Here is a 19,482-nt window from a genome sequence, read left to right as displayed (position 1 = left end):
CTTATTCACCTTTTTCTTCAACTAATTGCTTCTTCAAACTTTGAAGTTGAGTAAATAACTCAAATCTCTTCTTAGGTTGTTTTTCTTTACGGGAACGTTTTTCTAAATTATCAATTTCCTTTTGTAAATTAAGAATAATTTCTTGTTTTATTAGCTTTTCTTCAACTGAAAGATATTCTTCTTTAGACACTGCTTCTTGAAGAGCAATTTGCTCAATAAACCCTTCCCATATAGTCCCCATGTTCAGTCCATTTGTTTCCAATGTAAATTCTGAGAACAGCTTCCACTTTGTTTTGTACAGCTTATTGTGATAAAGAGCCAACTGACCTTCATCCTCAAATTTCAACAAAAACAGCAGTTTGTGCGTATTTTGCCTTGCAATGTTTTCTATTATCCGATATTCCACTTCTTTCTTTTTTAATTCGATAGAAAGAACTAGTATTTCCGATATCTCTGCAGCTTTTTCAACATTTAATGTAACGGGTGAAAGTTTATACTCCAAAGTAATACGTTTGATATCTGAAACAAATTTATTCCGAATATCACTGCTAAGGACCAACCTTTTATAAAAAGCTTCTTTTGGCATAATCTTTCCCACAGCAGCCTTACTTGGAAAGTTTAACACTTATATCACCACCATAAAGCAAATTAATTCAAAATCATCTAGACCTGATATGTCATTGGTTAGAAAGCTAGTTTCCCCTTCTCCAAAAAAGCTGTCGAGATCATTTTCTTCATTCACTGTTATAATGGAAGATATTACATCGTGTAACAAGTTTGATATTTTCTCCATTTTCCTGCCGTCATTCGTTTCCCGATTAAAAATACGGCTGGCTTCCATATCAGGTTGTTCTTTACCTCTAGATAGGTAACGCAATAGATCTAGAATTGCTTTAGGTTCCATATGATTATAAATGACCTCACCACCATCCCCAATATAGACTAAATAAAATGGTTGTAGACGGTTTTGTCGAGCCTCTAGCTCTTCATTCGTATTTTTCAGGACAAAAATGACGCCTTTTTTTTCACCCTGTACTACTGCATGAATTCCAAAAGGAGTTCGATCCAAATGTGGATGTTCTTTTATATAGGCAAGTAAATCCATTCTAAATTCATTAAGTCCCAAATCCATAATAGAAATACCTGTTGTCATTTCTTCTAAGTCCACCACTTCATTCTGAAGCTTTTCAAGTTGCTGCCTGCGATAGGCAAGATCCCCATTTTCGTCCTGATTTATATAGTCATCATCACCTGTTGAAGTCATTACAGATATTCGCATCCTTGCTTCCACTCTGCTTTTTAGATTAATGTAATCATCCAAAGCTAAATCTGGCCAAAAATTTACTAACTGGATCTCTTTATTTTTACTGCCGATACGATCAACCCGTCCAAAACGCTGAATAATTCGAACTGGATTCCAGTGAATATCATAATTAATACAATAATCACAATCCTGAAGGTTCTGCCCTTCAGAAATACAATCTGTTGCAATTAAGATATCAATTTCATTATGATCATTTGGCATCACTAGAGATTTATCTTTTGAAACAGGCGAAAAACAAGTTAATATCGTATTCATGTCATTTGGGAATTTTGCAATGGTTGTTTTACCAGCTGTACCTGTAATAAGAGCACTGTCTAACCCATACTTCTCTTTCACAAAATAACCCACATTTTCAAATAAATACTCTGCTGTATCCGCAAATGCAGTGAAAATAATCATTTTTTTGTTGTTTGGGTTTATCGGATTTTTAATTTTTTTCTCAATTACCTCAAGTAATTCGTTTAACTTAGAATCAAATTCTGGTCTTATATCTTCAATCATTAAAATTAAGAGTTCAAGCACTTCTAAATCAGACGTCAAATCCCGCTTCCAAGATAGGTAATCCATGTCACTTAAATCAATTTTAAATTTTTTTCCAACGTTAAAAATATCAATATTTTGATCATCTAAGTCGAGCTCACCGAGATCACTAGTTTCTCGTACGTTGATATCTTTATCAGTCTGAAACCTGTTTATAATATCTAATGTATCATGTATTTGACTATAAATACGTTTGACGGTAAGTTTAAAAGAATGCACCGAGCTTTCCATTCTTTTTAGCAAGTTGATACTCATTAATCGACGAATTCCTTCTTCACGGCCAGTTTGAGTTAAACTATTGCTAGTATCTGATTCATTGTCAATATACTTATCCAATTTACTCGGAAGGATATAATTAGTTGGTGTATAAATTGATAAGTTTAACTGCGAAAGTTGCTCATAAACTTGCTTATAGTTAATTGCATTATCCATAGTAGTTAGTTTCGGACGTAGAGAAATTGGTTTTTTTCGCTCAGGGAAACTACCAATTTCAGACGTATCATAATATCTTTGAATCTGTTTACGTGAACGAGCTATGGTAACACTATCTAATACTTCAAAAAAGTCAAAGTCCATTTGTTTCAATAAAGATTCTGTTGTACGCTGTTCAGCAGGTTGCTTACTCCATGCATTGTACACTTTTTGGGCTTGACGAAAAATGGTATCAATATCACTTTCGGTATTCAACTTATCATTAATTAATTCAGATTGTCCTTCATATGCTAAAGCCAATTGATTACGCAAGTCGGTAAATCGATTGTTTACAGGTGTTGCGGAAAGCATTAATACCTTAGTTTTTACACCTGGTCGAATTACCTTATTTAACAATTTTAAGTAACGATTTTCTTTTTCTCCAAACTCTCCTGACGCTGCTCCCCCATTACGGAAATTATGAGATTCATCGATGACAACAAGGTCATAGTTCCCCCAATTAATTCGATCTAAAGGTAAACCCATTACAGAGTCACCACGTTCTCGTGAAAGATCAGTATGGAAAAGAACATCGTAGCGAAGACGATCTTTTGCTAAAGGATTATTTACCAAATTACCTCGAAAGGTCATCCAATTGTCCTTAAGTTTCTTTGGACATAGCACCAGAACATTTTTATTTCGATTTTCGTAATACTTTACTACTGCAAGGGCAGTAAATGTTTTACCAAGCCCGACACTATCGGCCAATATGCATCCATTGAATTGTTCAAGTTTATTGATGATAGCTAAGGCAGCATCCTGCTGGAAGTTATAAAGTTTATTCCAAATTAAACTTTCTTTAAATCCAGTAGCTTCGTTTGGAAGAACGTCTTCAGAAATATCATCAAGAAATTCATTGAAAATATTATAAAGAGTTAAAAAATATAATAATTCTGGAGAGTTTTCCTGGTAAACAGCAGATATGTATTCTATCACTTCTTCAGTTACATCTTGAAGTCGACTATCATCTTTCCATATGGATTCAAAGAGGCGGATATACTCCTTATTAAAGGGAGTTTCAAACTTATTCACCATGTTATATATATTATTCCCTCGTTCACAACCAATATCAACAGTTGTGAAGCCGTTTAAAGGCATATATGTTGATTCCTTATCATCTGATTGGACATTTAGGAATCCTCCCATGCTATCATTAGTTGAATTTGATTTAAAGGTAACCTTCTTACGAACCCAATCCGCGCATTCTCGTGCTATAGCTTTTTGAGTTAATTCATTCCTTAACTTTACTTCAAATTCTGTTCCATAAATGCTTCTTTCCCTATTTAACCGTGGAATAAAAAATTCACGTTTTTCTTTTGGAATTTTTTCAGCAATGAATGTAGGGGAAGTAAAAATAAATCGCAACGAATCTATACTATTTAGCTGGCTCTTTAATTCTTCATATGCATAAATGGAAAAGGATGCTGCAGCAATAGAAATACGGCTTCTAGGTGTAATAACTTTTTCTAAATCATCTTTTACAATTTTAGTCATGTTATTGAACACTTCCATTGTTTTTCCCCCTATTTTTAAACTCCTCCAAAAAGTCTGGTCTAATAGATAAAAAACCACGTTCATTTTTGCAAATGCCAGCCCAATCCAATACTGCAGAAATCACAAATCCCGGGCCAAAAGCTGTTTCACCTTCATTTACTCCATGTACTTTTTGTGCGATATACCCTTCTACTGAATTTATAGGTAGTTCAACACTTCCAAGCTTGGCTCCTGATCGAGCGTTCCCTTTTGCTACTTTACCGCCATTATTAACAATAACTTCTACAGCAGCATCGAAGGCTTCCCAGACCAATTGGTTTGTTGGTGGGATTTTTGGCGAGATTAGCCCTTTTCCATCTGAATCAAACCATATCTCACAATCATCACCCTGCAAAAGCTTAATAGTTGTTTTTCCTCCACAATCATTAAGCTTTGCTTTAATTCTTGCTATTACCAGGCTATCTTTAGATTTTATTTGTAAAAAATTAATTACAGACTTAGCTGCTTCGGCCTTTTTTTCATGTTTTATATCTTCTATTCCTAATTTCATTAGAACCTCTGAAATTCTCTTCTTAACAGCCGGATAGGACATACCCTTTTTCTCCTGAACCGCCTTAAAATTTCCGTGATACATTAAAAAAGTTACTACGAAGTCCAATTCTTCCGCAGAAAGATAATCAAATTTACTTAGTTCAAAATTACCAACTAACTCAACGTCACACTTATTACAAGCCAAATGGGTTACTTTTAAATTGTTGCTACATCTAGGACAATGGGCTAACAATTCTTTTTCCATATTATCCCTCCATATACCATGGTATTTTAAGTATTTATGATTGTCAAACTAGTTATTAATAATTTTAAACACTACTTCTACTTTTGGCTATCAAAAAAATAGGAACCTGCCCCACTTAGTTAACAAGTTAACGTTGTGGAGAACAAGTTCCTTGGACACTTCAGGATGATTCCTATCTTAAGCCCCTTCCAATTCTAGTTTATTAGTAAGGGGGCTCCCATTATTGATCTAATTCGTGATTAAATGCTGCCAATTAGAGTGAAGGATAAAAAAATGCCTGTCACAATTCGTAATTTGTCTCTTTCGAAAAGTCTCAGGCTTCTTTATCATTTGATCGGTTATTATAAAGGTGGATTGACCCCTTCTTTTCCTTATTTGATATCGGAATTTGTGGGGATGCATCCAATTTTGCCGAATACTATGAAGGTCCGAAAATTCTATCTCTAGCTCAACTGCTAAAATACCACTTTGGGTATTTCTAATATCAGAAATATTAATTACTCAGCTATGTTTGATGTCTAGCCCACTCGTCATTCTCATCACCTAGTATTGAGTTCGATCCGGCTTAGCTGGAATTATATCGAAACACTGCTCAGCCATAATAATTTTGCGATGCCTATCACAACCCGAAGAATCTTGTTTCACAAAAATATTCCACAAGAATATTATTAGATAGTAAAAAGAGCCGATTTTTTAATGAATACGACTCTTTAGTGTTAATTCCTTACAAACTGTGCTACACACTCCCCATGGATTGAGTTCGCGTTAGATAACAGGTATGAGGGAACAAAGCGAGTTATCTAAATTTGTATGTTGGTTGGTGAGTATACATCAACTATTTTTTATCCATGTTTGAATTTTTCTCTCTATTAATGTTGCATCCAAACTTCCGTCTAATCCATCCTCTGTAATTATCAAATTTCCAAGAGTTTCTGAAATTCCCACTCTTTCATAATTTGCTCTTTTCTCGTCCCAATGCTTTTTATATGATTTATTCCTTAGCATTCCAAGATGCTCTAAATAAGCAGTTTTGCCTTGGCAGCGTAGAGTAAAATCAGGAATATAGGTTTTGCCATTAACCTCTAATGGTTCTTCATAGGAATACTCAATTTTCATCTTATCGAGAATGTTGGCCACGATTACTTCGGACTTTGATCTTACCATTTCACCACGAACTGTTTTATGGATTAATTTTTCTTCAAAGTACCGTTTTTGTTGATTAGACTCTATCTCAATGATGCTTGGAGCTTCAAATAAGTCCGTATATCGTTGTTTGGTATCCGAATACCAGTCATTCGAATACTGAATTAATTCTTGAATTGGTAAATCACTTACTATAATTAGTTTTCCTTTTTGACGAGAAAATGCTGTATACAAAAGTTCTTTAGAAACAAATGAACTGTTCCCATTTATGACTACTATGGTTTTGCCAAAGCTAGAACCCTGTGATTTGTGGACTGTAAGAGCATAAGCAAGTTCTAACTTGGAATCGCTATTATCCCCACCAAAATCAGCTTTAGTATAGGAAAATACTTTACCTTCAAACGAGCCAAAACGGAATTTATACCAACTCGTATTTCTATCACTTTTGCCATAGTGGCTTGGGTAATCCACCATAATACCAATTTCACCATTTGCAATATATGCTTTCCCCGAGGAACCATCCCAGTAATCCTTCTCACCATTTACATTTGATATGACTTTATCTCCGAATACAATATTTTGAACAGATTGAGGACTGTTCTTTGACCATGGATATTTATTCCATTGCTCGACAATGTCTTGACGATATTTTTGGTGAACTTGATTATTCAAATAATAGCTTCCTGCTCCAATAAATTTAGTAGGAGACAGAACTTGCCATTCTTCTATCTTTTTACTGGTTGGATAATTAGTATAATTGCCCACAGCAGCTCCCAAACTTTTATTGAAACCATCAATATCATCTTTATTTTTCATCTCTGCAATTTCTACTAATTCTTCAAAGAACACTTTCTCTAACTCTTCTAAATCGGTGTATTGAATATATTTAAGACGTTCGTCTGTTTGATTACTTTGAATACGGTAAAGGACATCTTTATCGACTGAATTCGAATTAGAGAATAGTTGAGCAAATGATAAATCATCACCACCTGAACCCTGTCTCATCTCAGTTTTCAACGTTGCCACCTTATCAGGATGAGCCATTTCTAAATAATTGATCAAATCGACAAATGGGCGCCCTGCTCCTATTGGAGGTAATTGATTTGGATCCCCTATAAAGATAATTCTCTCTGCATGAGAATCAACAAGCTTTAATATGCCTGCAAACATATCTTCAGTCAGCATTGAACTTTCATCGATAATAACTGTTTTGGCAATACTCGAACTAGGTTTGCTTGGCATCTTATAAGCCATTGTGTTCCAACTGAAACCTTTTGAACGTATTAAAAATTGTGCAACCGTCATAAACTCAGCTTCAACAAGATTTTTCTTAAATGAGTTCTCAAGTTGAACTCTTGCTTTCCCAGTGGGAGTCAATGCTAATACTCCACCAGCTTTAATGTCTTTAGAAGAAGCTAGAATCCCCAATGCTGATGTTTTTCCCGTCCCAGCTCTTCCCAGTAAGACAGAGAGTTTAGATGATTCAAGAATCTTTAACGCTGTCGCCTTTTCACCACGAGCCAGTTGGTCGTTTTCTTCATTATTTTCTTCAAGTTTTCCAAATTGATCGTCAATAATTTTTCTCCAGTTTTGTTCACTCGTTAAACTAGTTTCTAAACGGCTATCTACTATATCGACTACCAATTGTTTATAATCCTGATATTCTTTCAGTTTGATGTACGCACTTTCCACATCAACGTACAATTCACCTTCCTGCAAGAACTCTAGAACCCCTTCAATCTTTTCAGTTTGAAAATCCGTTCTTTGATCTAATGGCAATTTGTTAATTTCTTCGACAATTTGATCATAGCTGAGTAACGTATGGCCTTGATTTGTGGCTTGATCTAAAACAAATATCACCATAGCTCTAAATCGGCGCTTATCACCTTCCGTTCTCATTTTGGTAGGTTTAGTAAGAGGATACTTATTTTCCACCAACGGATTCACAAACATGGCATTGTCGATTTGAGAAATAGTAACTCGGTGTTCGTCCTTTTCTTTTCGTGTAAGTTCGAATAATAGGTATGGGTTTGCAACAATTGCAGCTGCATCATTTTTCAGGTTACCCCAAGCAAAAAGAGCTTGTTCAACAGAAAGATTCAATCGAGACAAAAGTTCGAAGTATCGAGTTTTGTTTTCATCTCTTAGTAAGCCAGAAAACTCATCCTCTTTGTCAGCTAAGCTGTCATCCAGTTTCTCGTTGCCCGTTTCTTTGTCCCCTGAGAAATATAACTTCAATTCAGAAATCAAGTCGTTTTCAAAAGTATCCACATGATGAGCAACATCGAAACCATATCTAACACCGAAAGCGGATAAGATCGAACCTAATCCTGGGAAAATACCACGTTGATTCCATACGCTTTTTAATTGATGATCAATATATTCAAGTTGAACATGAACCCAATCAGGATTGGCTTCTTTTAGCTTGAGTTTAGCTATATTTTTCAATGCCATTTTCGCTTGATTTAGCACATCAATAGCCGCATCGTAGCTGACCCATTCAGCTGCATATGAAAATTCAGACCTAAACCCTGCTGGTTCAAATAATGTGACACTCGCTACATCAAAATCAGGATGCTTTTTTGCATACTCAGAAATTTCAAGATATGGCATCAAGAAACCATCCTTGCCATCAACTCTTATTGAATGTGCTACATTTGTCTCCCAAATGTAGTTTTTTTCGTCACTGCTTCCATCAGACTCATATTCATGAATTTCAACATTTGATACTATATTTCCTATTCCCGCAATTACACGCCGATTATCATCGATAAACGGAACTTGTTTGTAATAGGGAAATATCAATGAATGATGCGGATTGATTCCAGAAAAGAAGTAATCGAAAATCCCTTTTTGAGATTCTCCATGGGATACCCAAGAGCTTGACCAAGTCAGCATTCGTTCTGTTTTTTCCAAGTCAAAATAAAAATTGTAATACTTTTGTTTCTCATTGGCGTTATCCTTTAAAGTCCATGAAAAGGGACGCATTAAGAAAGAATAGGGGTCCATCTTAAAAGTTGTTTCTTCGAAATGCTTGAACTTAGCATTTCCGTTTTTATATGGATGGTTCATTTTCAGATTAAGCTCCGTATCACTCATGAACGCAGCATTCTCTGTAATCCAGCTTTGCATTTTTACTGGTCCTACTTCTTCGTAACTTTTGCCTTTATTGGTTTCCTCAAACTCCAAGTCCCGGAACGATGCAATGTTTGGGATTACTTGAGCAGCTACATTGTAACTAGGACTATTGTCAATTCGCCCAGTAAAATCGTTATCCTTCCACGGAATTCTTGTTGAAAAGTGTTGAACATAGTTTGTTTGTGGTTTATCTTTCTTTTCTTTATCAATCATTTGCCATCTCCTCCTATACGTCAATCAATAGTACATGCCGTTATCGTAAATCGGTCTCCAGAAAAAATCATATGTACCTTTTAAACTCTTTCTCTTTCAGAAAGTGGTGCCTGCCCCCCAGTGCATTTACTATAGTTACTGTTAAACTCTAAAAAAGAAGGAAAGAAAACCGATACTACTACTCTATTTTTAAATTGATGCCATTTTTTAAAATATGGATATGCGCGTTACTTCGAGGTTTTTTATTATGACATGCCAATATCGCTTCAAGTTCCGTCATCAATTTTTTACTTTTTTCCGAATCTCTAGAAAGTTTAACAAACCATATTTTCAACTCTTTTTCAGTGTCTACTCCAGTTTTACTCCTCCCTCTGTTATATCTAGAAGTATTCATATTCTTATAACCGATATATTTGCTTGGTCCGAATAAATTGATTTGAGGAATAAAATACCAGTGCTTAAATTGTGATAATTGCGAAATGACATCGAGTTCCTCACTTAAATCTGTATTGAATTGCTTTATATTAAGGACTACTTCATCTAGAGATGTAACTAATTCATAATCCATATTACTTGCCCCCTAATTTCTAATTGAAATCCCTTTCCTTAATAAACCTTTAAGCTCCGCAATGCTTAAAACATTCTCACGTTTCCTGTGCAACATTCGATGGCAGTTTGAACAAACAGGAACTAAGTCTTTTTCCGGGTCAATTTCAATCACCTCGTCTAATGTACTCAAAGGTTTAATATGATGAATTTCAATAAAATCTTTACCATGCTCCCCATAAAATTGCTCAAAATTAAATTCACATACGACACAAGATGTTCCATGAATTTCTATGGCCCGAAGTCTATTTATCGCTTTTCTTTCATAGTGGTTACCAAAGTATTGTTTTACTTCTCCGTCTTTATAGAATGAAGCATTTTGCGACCTTTCTGCTTGTAAATCTTGCTTGATAATATATGACAATCTCTTCCCGTTTAATTTATCAAAAACGGTCTTTAAACTCTGGCTTGGTTCCTTTTCCCATGCATCAGCCTTTAACCTATCTTCCTTATAATGAACCATGCTTATATCTTCCAACCTCACTAGTGGATTTCTAGAAAATAAAAGCTCCATTCCCTTATGCTTCGTAGGAGTTAATAATTGTTTTGAAGTATCGTCTTTAACCGTTGCTTTATACACTATTTTGTGGTGCTCTAATAATATAACCTCATAAATAAATGGGCCCTTATCATAATGATCAAGGAACTTCTTCACTGTTATAATATAAAATGGAGTCTCTTTTCTTTTCACATACGCTTTATTAGTTAGTTCACGATTAAACTTTACTTGATCAAAGCCTACACTGCTAGAGTTACTACCCTTAAATTTTTCATTCCACAAGTTGTTTAAGATTACCGCTTGTTCCTTACTTATTAAATAGTTTGTCTGATTGGACATTCGGAGTATTAATATATTGTTAAGTGCAGTATGTTCCAATAATTCTTGACGTTTGATAAATCCATCATCCAACATACAATTTTCTATTTGTATAGGTACTCGTAACTTTTTTTCTTGTCCATCTGAATTATTCCAATATGGACTTGGATCATCATTCATTACTGGTTCTCCAGTAACCTTTCCTTTTGCTATAATTCCTCCTGTGCCTCTTTGCCCACCATCCGAACGCCATATATATACTGTGTCACCTATTCCAATTACATTTTGAAAATGTCCTTGGTTCAAAGACCACATGATACTGGTAGTGTCCCTTAGGTAGTCATTAATTCGGAAATGTCTTGGATTCCCTTGAAAAATCCAAGTATTTACTTCTTTGTTTCCCAAAACAGCTTTTGATTTGTTCAGTTGATCCGGTTGATAGTTAGACAAAAATTCATCCCATTGATCAAATGCAAACACTTTTTCTAGTTGTTCTTCAAAAAAGCTCTCCCATTCATATCCAGGTAAGTTCTTGTACCCCATTTTAGCTGCAACCCAAGTGAAGAAACCTTCCCCTGGCCTTTGGGTATCTTGATTAACAACAAGAACAGATAACGGCGGAAAACCTTTCTTTATACACCTTAACGATATTTCTCCTAATGGCTCGTTTAATTTAATAGGAGAAATAACACCGTTTAACTCTTTGCTTAATTTTCCATATTCTATTACTCTATCCTTCTTGGCACACTCTACTAATATTTCTTTAATTCTAAATAATAGTTTTTCATTCAACTTACCATCGACCTCCCCGATTAAATTACTTCAACATCCTTCCTCATCCCCGTAACAAACCTGATTAACCAAGACCAAAGTTCCATATTTTACTATATTTCAATTTTATATTATTTCAGATAACTTTTACTACCTTTATATATTTTAATGCAGTATCCTGTATTGTAATGGCAATACCAACTAACTTGGGTTAATTGCCCCTCTAAGCATAAAAATATCGAAGCACGGTGACGCTTCTTTAGTTTAGCGAACGCAGGAAGTAAGATATACGATTTCACGCATCGCAGGGACACTTTCTCAGTCGCTTTTTGGGCTTTAGATTTCTGTCCCTTTATCTTTTTCCTTGTCCTTTAATAGTTCAGTCCTCCCCCATGAATAATTACACTGCCATCCTCTAGATATTCCGTACCTTTATCAAACTCATAATTTTTCAAGCCTTTAAACGTTCCTTCATAGTGAAGCTGGCCTGTTTTGTAATATAGTTTTCCTTCTACATATAGCCTTGCTCCGTAGAAGAAGTAGGGACATTTCCGATATCGACCGGTAAATTTAATAGTACCGATTTCATAATACTCCGTCCCTTGCCCTACATACTGCAAACCTTCAAATTCTCCTTCGTAGCGAAGTTGACCAGTCTTATAATAAAATTTCCCTTTCCAAAACGGCTTGCCACCCTTGAAAGGACCTTCATACCAAATAACACTACCATTTTCCCAGTATCCAATACCGCTCCCATGTGGTTCATTATTGATTAAATCACCCTCATATTTTAAATTACCATTTTCATAGTAAAGCTTCCCTTTACGCATCTATCAGATCCCCATTCTTTTTCGTTCTAGTTGCTTACGGCGCTTTTTCAATTCTTTACCGTCTACCTTCCAGTTTGCAATCACCTTTTGTAAGTCTTCCAGTTGTAGTAGGTAGTGATAAATTTCTTGTGAGAATACACCATCTGTTCCTTCTAAACGATAATAGTCATAAAACTCCTCAATGACACTCTCAATACCTTCTATCAAATCTTCCTTTTTGGGTTTACCATACAACCAATACTTATAAAGATCATCCTCGTAATCTTTCATCCATTCAATGTATTCAAACCTAACCGCTTCATAATCATCGATATACGGGTGACTAAAATCGTTAGAAGAATTCTCATAGTCTTCATAACAGTCATCAGAGCAAAATAAAATCCCCTCACAATTCACCCTCCTTTCTAGTTTTGGCTTTCTTCTACACACTTTACAACGTTTCATTCTTCCCTCTCCCCTTTAGAAAATAAGATTTATACCACCATAGCAACATACATACGCTTTTTATTTTTTGCTACGGAATAAGCGACTTCTCCCAGCTAACACGCAAAGAAGCCCCTCTACACAAATAGAGGGGGGTTAATATTATTTATTTCGTTAGATTTGTTTAAACTAAAACAAACTCAACTCTGCATCTTCAAAAGTTCTTCCACCATGCTGGAGTACTTCTTTCATCACTTCTCCTTGTTTTTGTTGATGTAATTCTAATTTCCAATACACTGGGAAACGACGACTAACATCAAGTTTGATTAGTTCTGGTGGTGCTAGTACGACCCATTGGAACTTTAATGTATCAGCAATTGAGAAGATAGGGTCTAATACATGGGCAGATACAGCTTGTCCGAATGGGTTGTCAGTAATTAATACAGACCAATTTGAACTATTTTCTTGTCTTTTAAATGTCATGATCATCATCATGATAATTGTTCTAGCTGCGAGCAATTGTCCGCCACTACCTTTGGCCTCTACTTTGGAGCCTTTGTTTAACGTTTCCCACGTCGCATAGTGATGCTTTCTTGGTTTTTCATAAAGGAACGCATTCGTTGTTTGTGGTTTATAAATGCTCAATGTCGGATAACGGTTTCTTAAGGAAACGAGCACTAACTGACTGTCGTTGATGTACTTTTTTAATTGCGCATCTGTTAAGTTTTCAATAGCTTCTTCATTTTCTAGTAATGTTTCAATGGTTATTGTAAAGTGCTCACGAAGAAGTCTGCGGTACTCTTCCTCTTCGGTACCTAACAATTCGTTTAAGCGCTCGATTTCTACAAGCGGAAAATTGTGTCCTTCCTTGTTTTTAATTTTCATCTTATTAACCATTTGTTTTAACGATTGCATGATTGTAATGACGCGATAAACCGCTCGACTGACCCATACTTCTTGGGCATCTTCCGACTTCTGTTTATCATTCTTTAATTTAAGCATTTCTTTTTGTATGTGTTCTATGACACTTGCAACAATTTGAATGCTTGAAACGATCGAATCACTTTCTAGCTGAGGAATGAGCTGATTTATATTCTGCCGCAAAGGAGCATCCATTTGCTCATTTTGCATGACAAGACTCAGCTGTTTTAATTGGTCTTTAAAAGTCTTACGGAACTCTTCTTTTGATTGTGTAAAGCGTTTATTTTGTTCAATCCACTGCCGAACCATTTGATCTGGGTTATCTTTTACTTGATCCTTCACCTGAGCAGGGATTTCTCCAATTTGTTTTAATAAGGTAATATGTGATTTCAAAATGTGCTGTTGATTTTGCAGTTGCTGTTGAACATTGGTTAGCTTAGTAATAATTTTTTCCTGTTCAAACAAATCTTCTTTTACTTTCTTAAGATTTTCGTTAATTTCCCGTTGTTTTTCTGAAAGATCTATATCCTTCCAAGCTTCCGCAGGCTTACGGTGCTTCTCAAGAATACGATTTTCTTGACTTTGTTTTGCCTGATTCAGTATTTTTAATTGCCCATTAAAACCATGGATATTTCCATTAGCATCATTCAACTCGATTTCCGTATTCTTCACAAGCTCAGTTTTTACCTTTAACTGCTCCTCTAAGATAGACTTTGGTATATGTGGAATCTCTCTTTCGTGCCAATTAGCACAAAGTCTGGATAGGGAACCTTTCTTTTCCCGTTGATCACTTTTTTGATAATCGAGTTTCGTATTCCACTTAACAAGCTCACTATCCGCATTTTGAATTTTTAACTGGATAGACTCCCACCTTTTTAAAATAGGTTTCACACCGTTAAAGAGAGTATCACGACATTGTGGTTGAACCCTTTCACCAGTAAATACCATTGTGGTCGTTGGAAACTCAATTTCAGGAAGAACGGCTTTTAGCTCCTTCACCTCTTGTTCCCGATGATACTTCCATCGGTCAAACATTTTCCTCCAACGATCAAATTCACCTGACGTATCATCAAGGTCCTGCTTCTCTTCCCTAACTCTGTTTTCAATGATGGATAAATTCTTCTTTACATCTTCTTTCAGCTTTTGATAGTTCTGATATTTTTCGTGAGCTTCCACCCAGTTTTGAATATCGATAAGTTTCTTCTGTAGTGAATCCCGCTTCTGATTGAGTTGTCCTTCCCTCTCAACGAGTTCCTCCTGCTGCATTTTCAGTAAAGTATCTTCTTCACGTAACTTTCGTTGTTTTTCTTCAAACTCAGAAAGTTTTCCCTCCCATTCTGCCACTCGTTCCTCATACACGTCATACGTTAACTGGTTTAATTGCTTAATAGCATCAAAAACATGGTCTGCTTCCTTCCCCCTGCTCTCTGCCTGTTGTAAGTCCACTTGAAATTTATCTGTTCTTTCTTCTAATGTCTCTTTCCACTGAAGCCAGTTCTCTTTATTAAAAGCCATTTTAATCCCTTGATCATTGGGAATTTCAAAAGGGTACGGGAAGTCCTGATTCATTCGTTCCCGAATAAAAATAGGAACTGGCGAATGGAAAAGCATTTCCTTGAAATCAGCCTGATCGATTTCCTTTTCCAAATCCTTCTCATGAATGACAATTCCATATGCAAGCATTGGAAAACGTTCTAAATAAGATATCCTATCTTCTTCCATTAACTCATTAATTAGTTCTGTACCATACGTTGCCTGAATTCCAAGCTCTTCTAATCTTTGAACGACCTTACGGACATCATTATTTGGAATCCAATAGCTATCGTTGACAAGAGAAGTATCTAGTTGGTGGTTCCAATACTCCTTTTTCATGTTATCAAGTTTTTTCCTTAAGTGGTTTACTTCGCTTATCATTTGCTCTTCTGCCGTTTTCCAGGCCGCTGTCGAGTAGACTATAAACGGCTTATCCTCTTTATAATAACGGCACCACATCTGATGAAATTCCTGTTCTTTCTTCCGTCTTTCATCTTTATTTTTCGTTGATTCTTTCAGTCCTTCTGAGAGACGTGCATATTCTCCATCAAGAGTTCCTTCTAGCTTTTTGTTATTCAGTTGTTTTTGATAGAGCTCGTCCATTTGTTGCTTGATGGATTTTAATATTTGTTCCACTTCTTCAGATTTTTTTTCATGCTTAGATAAGACAAATTCTGGGTTACGATTTATATGATCCCCGTATCTTTGCACCATCGAAACAGCTTTTTGATTGTGCGATTGAATGTAATCTGTATAGGTCCCTACTTTTGATTTCAGGTTGAACGCTTCTTGATCAAGTTGCTCCACTTGCTTCTTCAAGGAATCCAGTTTCTTTTGATACGAGTTTTCCAGGGCATTATATTTTTCAACATCTTCTAGTAGTTCTTCTTTAACGGACTCCCAAGTCTCTGCAAGCTGCTGTTCCATCTTCTCGGCTTGTTCTTTCTCGTCTTGTATGTCCTGTTTTTTTTCTAATTTCTTAATTTGTGTTTCAATTGACTGTAGCTCATCCGTAGAATGAATGTATTCATGATAAGCGATATCTATTTCCAGGTTTTTTTTCTGTGCAGAAAAGTCATTAAGTTTTTCTTCTAAGGATGCTGCATTGACTTCTGCTTCTTGCAACTGTTCCGATACCTCAGCAAAAGTCTGGCATTCTTTTGCATAGTCTAGATTGTCTTTCTCCCAGTGAAGTTCAGCTCGTATTTCCTTTGTTTTCTCCTGTTCCAATTCCCACTTATGCTGTTCGTGAATGAAGGCGTGGCGCTTCTCTTCCATACCGTAATAGAGGTAATTGGCGTATTCTTGATGATCCATCCACTTGAATTCAATAGATCGCCCCTCCTCCAACACCTTTTGGATAGGAAGCAACTGATCATTGATCAGCTGATACGCACTTTCCCGTTTCAGTAATAAAGGCAATTTCTGAGCAATAATCGAATTGTCCTTAAATATTTTAAATAAATTTTCCTCTTGATCCTCTTCAAGGTAATTACTGATTTCAGGAATGATGAGGTTATGAAACAAACCGAAGTTATCCAGTCCTTTTTTAAAATAATGCTCTATTCCCCCCTCATCCCTATTGATTTCCTTCATATGGCGCCATTCGCTCCGTTCAATACCATAAGACGATAAATATTGGTAGTACGCTGATTGCTTTGATTTCGAGAAAAATTGAAAATCTTGCTTCCGTTTTTTCAGCCACTCTTCCCAACCCTCATAAGGAACAACGCTCCCTGTTTCTTCTTCATAGAACGGTAACGTATCAAGGTTCCATTTAGATGGTTTTCTATATTTACTTGTATATAGAAAGTATTGAGGTTCTGTGTCCGTTTCCTCGGTATCTTGGCCAAATTTCCGTTCCGATGTAATACAAATACCAGCTACTAACCATTCCGTTGGCTCTGTATCTAGCCGCCATTCGATGGCCACATGGAACGTATATGGTTCAAACTGTAATTTTTCATTATAAAACAACGCATCGATATGATTTTCCCCATGTTTCCCCCATGTTGTTAACGGCATCATCGTTTGAAAAATCATTTGCAGTAGCATTCCTTTACCGCCACCGTTTACTAAAGTTAACAACGTATGCTGTGGCTCTTCCTCATTAAGAAAATCAAAGATGGTATTTTCATAGTGCTTTCGCATCTTATCGTACTGAACACCAGTTATCCTCACTTTTTCAATTCTAGGCATCACTTTCACCTCCAGGTTCCAAAGTTGTTAACACTAGCTCTTTCATCTCTTCATAACGAGCTTGCTGATGGTACCCCTCTTCCAATCGTTCATATAACTCCACCTTAGGAATAACCCTCTTCTCATCTTCCACGATGTACACAAGGCCTTCATCCCGAAGTAATCTCATCGCCATATGAATAAGTCCAATACGTGTTCTTCGCGTTGCAGTAATTCGGTCTTCATTCGTTTCCGAATCTACTGGCATTGTATGCCAGAGGTCGAACATATCCCGAGTAGCCAAACCATAAGCCTCACTAAATTTCCCCTCTGTATCCTCATGCTCCTTTTTCCATTGGGCGAGAAGCTGAGTCAAATTTTTCTCCAACAAATAGTAAGAAACACCCGTATGTTCCCAGCGAAGATTCGTTGTCGAAGGAATATCTATTTCTGATAAAAAAACGAAGATAATTGTATTTATCAAGTGAAAGTACTTTTTATTTTCCACGTCCGTATATTTCTTTTTAAATTGCGTATAAGATGTCGCAAAAATAGAGCCTTCTGGTCGTGCTACAAGATGAATTCGATCAGCTGTTTGTATGACCCGAGTTTTAGATTCCTCAGCCAAAATTTTCAAAGCATCCCTCACTCCATCTTCTTCAAAATAAGGAGTTAAGATCGGGTCATTTGTTAATACTATTTTCCTATTCACTAAGTAAAAAAATATCTTTGCGGCATCTTGTAGTTGTTGGGTTGAGATACTCATGGTTTCACTTCCTTTACATTGGTTAACTGTAATACAAACGGTGATATGTTCAGACCTTGCCATTGAACCATCCGTTGTCCGGAATCTATAAATGAGGTGATTGTTTTACCTTCTAGCGCATTAAACCGACTTTGTCTTGCTACTAGATGATGAATTAAAACAAGCCTCTCATCCGTTTGTTCTTTATCTAGATCAATGGAAGTGACCGATAAGGACTCACTGTGGAATAGTAGCCAAAGATCGATAGCTTCCTTCTGCTCCAACCATTTCTCTTGTAATGCTGCTGGAATGTCATGTAAATCTGCCAAACGGCATTCCCCATTTTCTAGGAGTTCTACAAATAAAGGTTCCCATAACCGCGTAACTTTCTCCCAATCTACTTCGCGCTTTTTATAGATGATTTCCTCAGCTTCTTCTACTTGATCCACTTTTTTGTCATGGACTAGTAATTCCGTCTCCTGCTCATTCCAGCTCCAATCGAGGGGATAAATAAAATGAGGCTGTACGGAGAATAATGGTTGAAGCAATGTTGCCATATCATCCGCTTCTGGAAGTCCTTCTGCAACAATCCAATCTTGGTAATAGCTTTTCTGGAAGGAAACTTTCTGCTGCTTCCAAAATAGATTTGGAAACTCATAACGTAATTCTATTTCTAAACGCATATTTTCGATCACGTGACTTGCCAATTGATCGTGAATACGCCGGGTTTGTTCCAATTTCTCTGAGATCTCATAATTTTTTTCGGAATCGGAAATGCGATGCAATAATGAACGCATCTGCTGAAACCTCTGTTTCTCATCTTGAAACTGTTGTTTCACTTCTTGTTCTCGGCCACTTCGCAACTCCGCTTCTTGCTGAAAGATGATTTTTGGATTTCGTTTCATGCTTTCACGATACTCGAGCTCTCTAGCAATCATCCTTTTCACACGTACCATTAAGTCATCCAACCCTGACAATGCTTGTTGAAAATGCCCATTATTCACTAAATGCTCAATATATAATTGATCAATCGTTATTTCTAATTCTTGTAGAATTTCCCTACTCATAAAGATAAGTTCTTTTGCTTCATCAGAACATTGGTAAACGGTTTTCCCCCCTTTTACCCATTCTGAGCGAGAAAGTTCCATGTCCTCTACTAAAAAACGAAAACGATGGTCTTTGACCTTTTGTTCCTTTTCGTCAAACCACTTAGCAGAAAAGGGCTGTTGAAGATCCGCTTGTCCACTCCACAGTAGTCCATCTACAAACCGTTGTATGACCTCATCATCTAACTCTTCTTCTAATAAGTTTTTTATATGCAGATCTTCCAGGCACTGATATGCCATCTTTGTAATATCTTGTTTCTTGCGTTCTGGATTATTTTCTAGCTCACGATAAAACACTTCTAAAAGTACACCAAGAGCTAACATTTGTGCATACTCATTAAGTACGGATAGTTTCATTCCCGATGCTAAGTTCCATATCGGATTCAACCGCTTCATTCGTTCTCCAAACCCTTGCCATCGTCCGTTCATACTT

General features: G+C 36.3%; 11 protein-coding genes. All 11 read right to left on the bottom strand.

Features of this window, described 5'->3' with window-relative positions; all coding sequences use genetic code 11:
• Position 1: 1 nt before the first annotated feature.
• Positions 2–625 carry a DUF4391 domain-containing protein gene (locus tag ACJ2A9_RS19635; RefSeq protein WP_441423390.1) on the bottom strand — a complete coding sequence of 208 codons (624 nt, stop codon included), beginning with the start codon at positions 623–625 and terminating at the stop codon, positions 2–4.
• Positions 626–3,847 (bottom strand): helicase-related protein, encoded by a 3,222-nt coding sequence (locus tag ACJ2A9_RS19630; RefSeq protein ID WP_441423389.1) that lies wholly within the window; start codon positions 3,845–3,847, stop codon positions 626–628.
• Positions 3,831–4,625 (bottom strand): DUF2089 family protein, encoded by a 795-nt coding sequence (locus ACJ2A9_RS19625; protein WP_441423388.1) that lies wholly within the window; start codon positions 4,623–4,625, stop codon positions 3,831–3,833. Before ACJ2A9_RS19625 ends, ACJ2A9_RS19630 begins: the two co-directional genes overlap by 17 nt.
• 831 nt (positions 4,626–5,456) lie before the next feature.
• Positions 5,457–9,119, bottom strand: coding sequence for an AAA family ATPase (locus tag ACJ2A9_RS19620; protein WP_441423387.1), 3,663 nt, complete (start codon positions 9,117–9,119; stop codon positions 5,457–5,459).
• A 178-nt stretch (positions 9,120–9,297) separates the two neighbouring features.
• Positions 9,298–9,687 carry a hypothetical protein gene (locus ACJ2A9_RS19615; RefSeq protein ID WP_441423386.1) on the bottom strand — a complete coding sequence of 130 codons (390 nt, stop codon included), beginning with the start codon at positions 9,685–9,687 and terminating at the stop codon, positions 9,298–9,300.
• A 12-nt stretch (positions 9,688–9,699) separates the two neighbouring features.
• Positions 9,700–11,334, bottom strand: a complete 1,635-nt coding sequence (locus tag ACJ2A9_RS19610; RefSeq protein ID WP_441423385.1) for an EVE domain-containing protein — start codon at positions 11,332–11,334, stop codon at positions 9,700–9,702.
• Between the two features lie 350 nt (positions 11,335–11,684).
• Positions 11,685–12,143 carry a toxin-antitoxin system YwqK family antitoxin gene (locus ACJ2A9_RS19605; RefSeq protein ID WP_441423384.1) on the bottom strand — a complete coding sequence of 153 codons (459 nt, stop codon included), beginning with the start codon at positions 12,141–12,143 and terminating at the stop codon, positions 11,685–11,687.
• A gap of 3 nt (positions 12,144–12,146) precedes the next feature.
• Positions 12,147–12,587 carry a hypothetical protein gene (locus tag ACJ2A9_RS19600; RefSeq protein ID WP_441423383.1) on the bottom strand — a complete coding sequence of 147 codons (441 nt, stop codon included), beginning with the start codon at positions 12,585–12,587 and terminating at the stop codon, positions 12,147–12,149.
• Positions 12,588–12,755: 168 nt separating this feature from the next.
• Positions 12,756–17,219, bottom strand: a complete 4,464-nt coding sequence (locus ACJ2A9_RS19595) for a hypothetical protein (protein ID WP_441423382.1) — start codon at positions 17,217–17,219, stop codon at positions 12,756–12,758.
• A complete protein-coding gene (locus tag ACJ2A9_RS19590) occupies positions 17,212–17,964 on the bottom strand; it encodes a DUF6063 family protein (protein WP_441423381.1) in 753 nt (250 codons plus the stop codon). Before ACJ2A9_RS19590 ends, ACJ2A9_RS19595 begins: the two co-directional genes overlap by 8 nt.
• Entirely contained in the window at positions 17,961–19,478 is a 1,518-nt protein-coding gene (locus ACJ2A9_RS19585) for a hypothetical protein (protein ID WP_441423380.1), read from the bottom strand. The genes ACJ2A9_RS19590 and ACJ2A9_RS19585 overlap by 4 nt, the downstream gene beginning before the upstream one ends.
• Positions 19,479–19,482 lie beyond the last annotated feature (4 nt).

The organism is Anaerobacillus sp. MEB173, assembly GCF_052119505.1.
Taxonomy (GTDB): Bacteria; Bacillota; Bacilli; order Bacillales; family JBJMAU01; genus JBJMAU01.
Note: the sequence above shows the minus strand (reverse complement) of the source record. Positions and strands in the feature narration are given on the sequence as shown.